At 73.2% G+C, this 6,522-nt stretch carries 6 protein-coding genes; 5 read left to right on the top strand and 1 reads right to left on the bottom strand.

Annotated features, from left to right (window positions below; translation table 11 throughout):
- Nucleotides 1–127: 127 nt before the first annotated feature.
- Entirely contained in the window at nucleotides 128–853 is a 726-nt protein-coding gene (gene trmB / locus E1283_RS29340; protein WP_132821197.1) for a tRNA (guanosine(46)-N7)-methyltransferase TrmB, read from the top strand.
- Between the two features lie 158 nt (nucleotides 854–1,011).
- The gene (locus E1283_RS29335; protein ID WP_165956292.1) at nucleotides 1,012–2,214 is read left to right on the top strand and encodes a PrsW family intramembrane metalloprotease; all 1,203 of its coding nucleotides are present in this window, start codon (nucleotides 1,012–1,014) and stop codon (nucleotides 2,212–2,214) included.
- 162 nt (nucleotides 2,215–2,376) lie between these two features.
- Here the strand turns inward: E1283_RS29335 and E1283_RS29330 are convergent, their stop codons facing one another.
- Entirely contained in the window at nucleotides 2,377–3,330 is a 954-nt protein-coding gene (locus tag E1283_RS29330) for a hypothetical protein (RefSeq protein ID WP_132821195.1), read from the bottom strand.
- A gap of 220 nt (nucleotides 3,331–3,550) precedes the next feature.
- Between E1283_RS29330 and E1283_RS29325 the strand changes: the two genes are divergently transcribed.
- The 3 genes from E1283_RS29325 to E1283_RS29315 all read left to right on the top strand — a co-directional run.
- The gene (locus tag E1283_RS29325; RefSeq protein WP_132821194.1) at nucleotides 3,551–4,171 is read left to right on the top strand and encodes a hypothetical protein; all 621 of its coding nucleotides are present in this window, start codon (nucleotides 3,551–3,553) and stop codon (nucleotides 4,169–4,171) included.
- Nucleotides 4,172–4,388: 217 nt separating this feature from the next.
- Nucleotides 4,389–5,993 (top strand): flavin monoamine oxidase family protein, encoded by a 1,605-nt coding sequence (locus tag E1283_RS29320; RefSeq protein WP_132821193.1) that lies wholly within the window; start codon nucleotides 4,389–4,391, stop codon nucleotides 5,991–5,993.
- Nucleotides 5,990–6,522, top strand: a 533-nt coding sequence (locus tag E1283_RS29315) for a RidA family protein (RefSeq protein WP_132821192.1), incomplete at its 3' end; no start/stop codon positions are given. The genes E1283_RS29320 and E1283_RS29315, both read left to right, overlap by 4 nt.

Genomic DNA, 6,522 nt, shown 5'->3' with positions numbered 1-6,522 from the left:
GACGGCCCCCCGATCCTCGATCCCCCGACACGAGTCACCCGATCCGACGTCCCACGGATGGGCTACGGTTCCCGGGCAAAAACGCCGTAAAATCGGATGCACTGTGACCGACAAGCACCTCACCAGCATGTTCTCCCCCGGCGCCGGCCCTGCCGCCGATCCGGCGGGCGATCGCCACGAGCGCCGGATCCGTAGTTTCCAGCCGCGCCGCAGTCGCGTGACGCCGGCGCAGCGGCAGGCGCTGCTGCGGCTGTGGCGGCGGTGGGGCATCGAGGTGGACGGCGCCGCCCCGCTCGATCTGCCCAGGCTGTTCGGCGGGCTGCCGGTCGTGTTGGAGATCGGCTTCGGGATGGGGGAGGCCACCGTCGAGATGGCCGCCGCCGACCCGGGCATCGGCATCCTGGCGATCGACGTGCACACCCCGGGGCAGGGCAACCTGCTGCGTCTCGCGGAGCGCGAGGGGCTGACCAACGTGCGGGTGGCCAACGGCGACGCCATCATCCTGCTCCGCGAGATGCTGGCCCCCGGCTCGCTGGAGGGCGTCCGGGTGTTCTTCCCCGACCCCTGGCCCAAGAAGCGGCACCACAAACGGCGCATCGTCCAGCCGGAGTTCGTGGAGCTGGCCGCCTCCCGGCTGCGCGAGGGCGGGGTGCTGCACTGCGCCACCGACTGGGAGCCGTACGCCGAGCAGATGCTGGACGTGCTCACGACCAGCCGGTCCTTCGTGAACGTCGCGCCCTCCGGTGGCTTCGCCGCCGACCGCGCGGCGGGGCGTCCGGTGACCCGGTTCGAACGGCAGGGCCTGGCCAAGGGGCACGTGGTGCGTGACCTGCTCTTCCGCCGGATCGGCTGACCACCCGGCTGACCACCCGGCCGGCCGGCCCCGGCGGACGGCCCCAGCGGACGGCCCGTCGCGCGGCACCGACCGTTCTCCCGGTCGTTCCCCGTTCGGCCGACTCCCGTTGCCCGATGACCTGTTGGTGTGTCACCGCCAGGCCGTACAGTCATGAGGTGCCCCCTGCGCTCCCCCCACGCGACCGCGCTCCCCGCCTGCGCCCGCTGGCCGGCATCGCGGTGCCGCTGGCCGTCTGCGGGGTGTTGGCGGCGATCCTGGTGGGGCGCGAGACCGGCTGGGCGGGGTTCGCCGTGGGGCTCGGCCTCGCACTGCTGCCGGTGCCCGTCCTGGTGCTGACCTTCCGGTGGATCGACGCCGTGCTGCCCAAACCGCCGCGCACCCTGGCGTTCGCGTTCGGCTGGGGCGCCTGCGTGGCGACGCTGATCGCGCTGTTCGCCAACGGGCTGCTGGTGCGGGCCCTCAGCGGGTCCACCGCCACGCCCGCGCCGTCGCACGCCGACACGCTGGAGATGACGGTGATCGCGCCGGTGGTGGAGGAGACGGTCAAGGCGGGCGCGATCCTGCTGATCTTCCTGCACCGGCCCGAGGCGTTCAACGGCGTGCTCGCCGGCCTCGTCACGGCGGGGATGAGCGCGGCCGGCTTCGCGTTCACCGAGAACATCCTCTACCTGGGCAGCGCCTTCGACCAGGACGTGGAGTGGGGCCCGGTCTCCCCGTGGGACTCGGCCACGGTGGTCACCTTCGTGGTGCGGATCCTGGTGGCGCCCTTCGCGCATCCGATGTTCACGGCGCTGACCGGCCTGGGCTTCGGGCTCGCCGCCGTGGTGGCGCCGGACCGGCGCGCGCTGCGGTTCTCCCTGCCGCTGCTCGGGCTGGCGGCCGCGATGCTGCTGCACTCGGTGTGGAACGCGTCGACCTCGCTGTCGTTCCTCGGCTTCGGCGCGGTCTACGGGCTGCTGATGGTGCCGATCTTCCTCGGCCTCGGCTGGCTGGCCGACACCGCGCGGAAACGTCAACTCCGCATCGTCCGGCGCACGTTGCCGGTGTACGCGACCGCCGGCTGGCTGTCGCCCGAGGAGCCGGCGGCGCTCGGCTCGCTCGGTTCGCGCGCGCTGTCCAGGCGGCTGGCCCGCGAGCGGCACGGCCCGGTGGGCGCGCGGACGGTCGCGGACTACCAGGCGGCCGCCACCACGCTCGCGCTGCTGCGCGAGCGGGCGGACCGGGGCGTGGCAGGGCCCGACTTCCACACCAGGGAGCGGGCGCTGCTCGGCCGGCTCTGGCGGCAGCGGGCCGTGGCGGCGCCGCCGACGGTGGCGGCGGCCTCGACCAGGCGCGGTGGACGGCTAGGACCTGTCTGACGATCCCCGGCGGGCTCGCGCCGCCTGGCATCCCGCCTGGCATCCCGCCTGGCGGCGTTGCCGAATCGCGCGAGTACGGCCAAGTACGAGCTGCGATCCGGCGCCTTGCCAGACGGGCGCCATGCGCCGCTCGCTGATCCACCGGGAATCATCAGACAGGTCCTACCGGAGTGAGATCCGCAGGCCGTCGGTGTCCCGGGCGTGCGCCAGCAGCCACTGACGCTCCTCGGCCCGCAGCTGGCCCGGCAGGGTGAAGCCGACGAGGTCGATCCGGGCGGAGACGTCGAGGTGGTCGAGCAGCCGGGCGACGGTGAAGCCGGTGCTGGCCTCGTTGGCCCAACGGCTCTCGCCGATCAGCGCCGGGTCACTGACGGGACGGCTGAGCGACCGGTCGCCGAGGTACGACTGGGCGCCCGGCACCAGCCGGCTGCGGATCGCCTCCCGCCACTCGGTCGCCTCCTCACCGAAGACCAGCCGGGTGCGGGCCGGCCGCCGCCAGCCGGGACCGCCGCTGCGGCAGGACACGGCGTGCAGGTCGACCCGCTGGCCGGTGGCGTCGGGATGCGTCTGGAACGAGTCGAGCCGCACCACCAGGTCGTAGTCGTCTATCACCGGGCCGAGCGCGCTGCCGGCCAGGCCCTCGCCGTTGGCCACCACGCACACGCTGCGGTCGGCCAGCTGTCCGCGGAGGTCGCTGACGCCGATGGTCCTGGCGCCGCGGGTGACCAGCTCGGGATCGCGTTCACCGGCCAGCGCCCGGCTCCGCTCGTGCGCGTCCACCGCCTCGCGGTCACGTCCGTCCGCCTCCAGCGCCTGGCCACGCAGCCGCCAGGCGTCCTTCGACCTGCTGCGGAGCGCCACCGTGGTGTCGGCGACCCGGCGCGCGAGACGCACCTCGCCCGCCTCGACGGCCTGCCGTCCGACGGCCAGCAGCGCCTCGAAGGCGCGGTCGGCCGACCGCTCGTAGGCGGCGTGCTCGACGACCAGCGACCCGACGGCCGCGACCAGCTTCCTGTCCTCGGGCCCGGTGGCCACATACGCGGCGCACTCCCGAACGCAGGCGGTCAACAGATCCTCCGCCCGCGCGACGCTTCCCGGCCGCAGCCTCAACTTCATATACCGACTGTCGCCGCGCAAGGCTGCGCCAAGGTGAACGGTGCCTTTCTGGTAGCCATCCACCATCAAAGCGCACATCGCCGGCCGAGCCGGCCCACCACCGCACGCCGCTCGGGCGGAGGACTTCAGCGTCGGCGGAAATCCCGAGGTGGGTGGGACCTGGCGCGGAGGACGGACGGACCGTAACGTCTCCCTCACACCCTGCTGGGGATGGAGCGCCATGTTCACCGACTACCAGCTTCAGTTGCGCGAGCGTTTTCTCTCCGCGTCGGTCTGTGCGGCACCGTCCCCGTGGCGACCGGTCTTCCGTCCCGGCCCGACCATCCCCATCGGCGGCCTGCTCGGCATCGGCTTCACGGCCGACCCCGCCACCGGCCGCGACCTGGTGATGGTGGTCTCCCAGGACGGCCACGGCGTGCTGGACGCCACCGACGGCACCCTCCTGGCCCGGGACCGCGCTCCCGACCCCGACATCTGCGACCCCACGGGCCCCTACCTCACCTGCCCGGGCCTCGGGCCACTCGCCGGCATCCAGGTCCGCATAGCCGGCCTCTTCGGCGGCGGCCTCCACGCGACCACCCTCGACGGCTGGACCCTCGACGTCGTCAGCCCCGACTGGCCCCACCAGCGCGTGCTGCTCTCCACCGACGGCGGCCTCTGCCACGGCCCGGCCGGCGGCTGTTGGTGGCACATCCACCACATCACCGGCACCGCCCTCCGCACCGCCGGCTTCTCCCCCTCGGGCCACACCCTCGCCATCGCGACCAGCTCCGACCTCACCCTCCTCACCCGGTCGGAAGGCGAACAGCGACGGTCAGTCTCGCTCAACGGCCACCCGTGAACAGTTCGGTTCACGGAACTCTTCGGTAGGCAATCCGGCGCAACACGGATACCGCCCTGGTATTCGTCGGAAACAGCGCCGCCGGACCCTCGTGGGGCACGCCGGTCACACCCGTAACCACCCGGTACGACCGGATCGTTCACGCACCACGCGACTCCGGCGCCCGAGCGTCCCCTGGGCCGACCGCCGCCGCGAGTCGCGCCCCAGAGGAGGCAAGATGGCAGTGGCAGCGTCGCGTCGCGACTTCCTGAGATCCGTCGGAGTCGCCGGTGGTGCCGGAGTGCTCTACTCCACCATGGGCGCCCTCGGACTCGCCCCCGTCCCCGACGCCCGCGCCGAGGCGTACCGCCCGCCGTCGCGCGGCGACTTCACCCTCGGCGGCCGGGCCGCGAAGAAGGTCCTGATACTCGGCGCCGGCATCGCCGGCCTGGCCGCCGCCTACGAGTTGGGCAAGGCCGGCTACGACTGCCGCGTCCTGGAGGCCAAGGACCGCCCGGGCGGCCGCAACTGGACCGTCCGCGGCGGCACCGCCGAGACCGACCTCGACGGCCGCACCCAGCGCGCCGCGTTCTCCGACGGCCAGTACATGAACGCCGGCCCCGCGCGGCTCCCCCAGTCCCACGTCACGCTCGACTACTGCCGCGAACTCGGCGTCCAGCTGGAGGTGTTCACCAACCAGAACGCCAACGCCTACCTCCACCACGAGAACGTCCCCGGCGCCCTGGCCGGCCGGCCCGTGCGGTGGCGCACCGCCAAGGCGGACGTCTACGGCTACGTCTCGGAGCTCCTCGCGAAGGCCACCGACCAGGGCTCGCTCGACGCCGAACTCACCGCCGACGACAAGGAACGCCTCCTCTCCTTCCTGCGGAACTTCGGCGCCATCAACGGCCGCTCCGACGGATGGACCTACACGGGCGGCAACCGCCGCGGCTACTCCGTGGAGCCCGGCGCCGGCCTGGAGTCGGGCACCGTCCTCGGACCCGTGCCGTCCATGTCCGACGTGATCGCCAGCGGCCTCGGCACCCGCTTCTCGTTCGAGTTCGGCTACGACCAGGCCATGCTCATGTTCCAGCCGGTGGGTGGCATGGACGCGATACCGCGCGCCCTCGCCGAGGCGACAGGCCGCCGCCGCCTCACCTACGGCGCCGAGGTCACGGCCGTCACCAACCGCGACGACGGCGCCGAGGTCACCTGGCGGGACGGCCGCGGCCGGGTCCGCACCGAGACCGCGGACTTCGTGGTCGCCGCCATCCCGCCCATGGTCATGGCCCGCGTCCGGCACAACCTGGGCGACGACGTCAGCGCGGCGCTCCGCCACCCCACGCCCACGCCGGTCGGCAAGATCGGCCTCGAGTACCGCCGCCGCTGGTGGGAGTTGGACGAGCACGTCTACGGCGGCATCACCAACACCGACCTCGACCTCTCCACCATCTGGTACCCGTCCTACGGCTTCCACGGCCGCCGCGGCACCGTCATCGGCTACTACAACTTCGGCGACAACGCGCTCGCCTACAGCCGCCTCGGCCACGAGGCGCGGCTCGCGCGGGCCCTCGACCGGGGTGTCCGGATACACGGCGAGAAGTACCGCTCGGAAGTGGACCGTTCGTTCAGCGTGGCCTGGCACCGCACGCCGTTCATCGAGGCGGGCTGGGTCGGCTGGCCCTCCCAGACCGGACCCGAGTACCGGCTGCTCAACCAGCCGGCCGGGCACGTCTACTTCGCCGGCGACTGGCTCAGCCACGCCATCGCCTGGCAGCACGGCGCGTTCACCTCGGCCCGCAAGGTCGTCACCGAGATCCACGAGAGGACGCTGTCCGCATGACCGCCACGCGCACCAGGACGTTGACCGCACTCGCCACCACCAGCCTCCTCCTGGTCGGCGGCGCCACCCTCGCCGAGGCGAACGGCTGGTGGCGGCCCCGCCCCACCGAGGTCCGGGTCATGCTGCCCGAGGGCAACACCAACCCGGCCATATCCAACGGCGTCGCCCTCGGCGGCCAGGTCGCGACGTACGCCTCCAGCGGCCTCGGCCCCACCGCCCTCAACCCGTCGGCGCCCGCCGGCTCGCCCGAGCGCTACACCGACCCTTCCCTCACCGAAGGCGCGCGGGGCGTCACCGTCACCGAGGCACAGGCCCTGGTCGTCCTGCGCAACATCGTGGACAACCTGGAGGCGGCCGGCCTGCGCCCCGAGGACGTCGTCACGATGAAGTGCTACCTGATGGCCCCGCCCGGCGCCGACACCGCCGACTACGCGGGCTGGAACCGCGCCTACCGCCAGTACTTCGCCAACGTCGACCTGGCCACCGAGGAGGTCGTCCCCGTCCCGATGGGCACCTCGCCCCCCGAGCC

The organism is Streptomyces hainanensis, assembly GCF_004348415.1.
Classification (GTDB): domain Bacteria; phylum Actinomycetota; class Actinomycetes; order Streptomycetales; family Streptomycetaceae; genus Streptomyces; species Streptomyces hainanensis.
Note: the sequence above shows the minus strand (reverse complement) of the source record. Positions and strands in the feature narration are given on the sequence as shown.